This is a genomic window from Streptomyces sp. NPDC048507, from assembly GCF_043199995.1.
Lineage (GTDB): Bacteria > Actinomycetota > Actinomycetes > Streptomycetales > Streptomycetaceae > Streptomyces.
On sequence record NZ_JBICWZ010000043.1, the window covers coordinates 1 to 2111 of the forward strand.

Below are 2111 nucleotides of genomic sequence, written 5' to 3' on the forward strand. Positions count from 1 at the left end.
ACCAGGGCGCGGGCGTCGGGGCGTAGCCGGGCCTGTTCCTCGAAGCGGTCGACCAGGGTGTCCTGTCCGGTCTCCGCCCGGATGCCCGTCCACTCCTGGAGCACCTGCCGCCGCTCCGCCTCCCCGAGCAACTCCAGTTCCGACAGCCGGACCCCCGGCTCCCGTACGGCCTGCTCCAGCGTGCGCCGCAGCATCGCGGTCATCCGCTCGACCGTGGCCCGGTCGTACAGGTCGCAGCGGTACAGCACTGCCCCCGTCAGCCCCGACTCCTCGTCTGCCTGGAGCAGGAACTCCAGGTCGAACTTGACCGCCCCGGTGGCCAGCGGTCGCGCCGCCCCCGCCCGCAGCCCGGGCAGGTCCGGTACCACCGAAGGCCCCGACTCCAGTGCCAGGCAGACCTGGAACAGCGGGTGCCGGGCCAGCGAGCGCACCGGGTTCACGGCGTCCAGGACCAGGTCGAACGGTGCGTCCTGGTGCGCGAACGCGTCCAGATCGGCGCCGCGCACCCGGGCCAGCAACTCCCGGAAGACCGGGTCGCCCGAGGTGTCGGTGCGCAGCACCAGCGTGTTGACGAAGAACCCGACCAGCCCGCTGAGCGCCTCGTCCGGACGGCCGGCGACCGGGGAGCCCAGGGGGATGTCGGTCCCCGCGCCCAGCCGGGTCAGCGTGGCCGCCAGCGCCGCCTGGACCACCATGAACGGGGTGCACCGCTCGGCCCGCGCCAGCTCCACGACCCGCTTGTGCAGCTCGGTCCCGAAGTCGGCCCGCACCATCGCGCCCCGCTGTCCCGCCACCGGCGGACGCGGCCGGTCGGGCAGCAGCCCGAGCTCCTCGGGCAGGCCCGCCAGCGCCGTCTTCCAGTACGCGAGCTGCGTCCGGAGCGGATCGCCGGTCAGGGCCGTGCGCTGCCAGAGGGCGAAGTCGGCGTACGCGGCGGGCAGCGGCGGCCGGGCTCCGGCGGCGCCGGCGTCCGCGAGGCGGGCCGCGTAGGCGTGGGACAGGTCCTCGAACAGCGGCCGCAGCGACTGCCCGTCGGTGGCGATGTGGTGGAGCAGCACGAGCAGTGCGTAGCGGCCCGCACCGCACTCCAGCAGGGTGACCCGGAGCGGGTGTTCGGCCGACAGGTCGAAGGAGTGGCGGGCGGCGGCCTCCAGTGCGGCGTCCACCTCGGCGGGCGCGACCGTGGCCACCTCGAAGGCGAAGGCCGGGACCGGATCCACCACCTGGTACGGATCGCCGTCCGCGGTGACGAACCGGGTGCGCAGCGGTTCGTGACGCTCCGCCAGGTCCGCGAAGGCGGACCGGAGCGCGGCGACGTCGGGCTCGCCCTCCAGCCGGACCGCCATCGGCACGTTGTAGGCGGTGCTCCCCTGCGTACCCAGGCCGGCGGCCACCAGCCACAGCCGCTGCTGCGCGAACGACAGGGGGAGCCGCTCGGGCCGGGGCAGGCCCGGCGTGAGCCGGGGCAGCGCCGGCCGGTCGCCGACCTCGTCGATCCGGCGGGCGAGGGCGGCGGGGGTGGGGTGGCGGAAGACGTCGCGCAGGGTGAGGGTGACGCCGAGGGTGGCGGCGATCCGGTTCGTCAGCCGGGCGGCGAGCAGGGAGTGGCCGCCGTGGTCGAAGAAGTCGTCGTCCATCGACAGCGGCGCGACCGCGCCGAGCACCTCGCCGACCAGCGTCCGCACCAGCTCCTCGGCCTCCGTGCGCGGCTGGCGTCCCCCGCTGGTGAGCGGGGCCTCGACCGCGGGCAGAGCCGCCTTGTCGATCTTCCCGTTAAGGGTGAGCGGCAGCCGGTCCAGCACCGCGAACCGGGCCGGAACCATGTGCTCCGGCAGCCGCTGCCGCAGCCAGGCGCGCAGCGAGTCCGGACGCGGCGCCGGCACTCCGGGGGCGGCCGTCACGTACGCCGTCAGCTGCTGGTCGCCGTGGGTCAGGGTGGCTTGGGTGATGTGGGGGTGGGTGGTGAGGGTGGTTTCGATTTCGGTGGGTTCGATGCGGAAGCCGCGGATTTTGATTTGGGTGTCGGTGCGGCCGGTGTAGTGGAGGTTTCCGTGGGTGTCCCAGTGGGCTTGGTCGCCGGTGCGGTAGAGGCGGGTGCCGGGGGGTCCGTA

1 protein-coding gene is annotated in these 2111 nt (G+C 74.5%); it reads right to left on the minus strand.

Features of this window, described 5'->3' with window-relative positions; all coding sequences use genetic code 11:
* Positions 1–2111 (minus strand): condensation domain-containing protein (locus tag ACGFXC_RS37520; RefSeq protein ID WP_393719428.1); only part of this gene is annotated, 2111 nt, incomplete at both ends.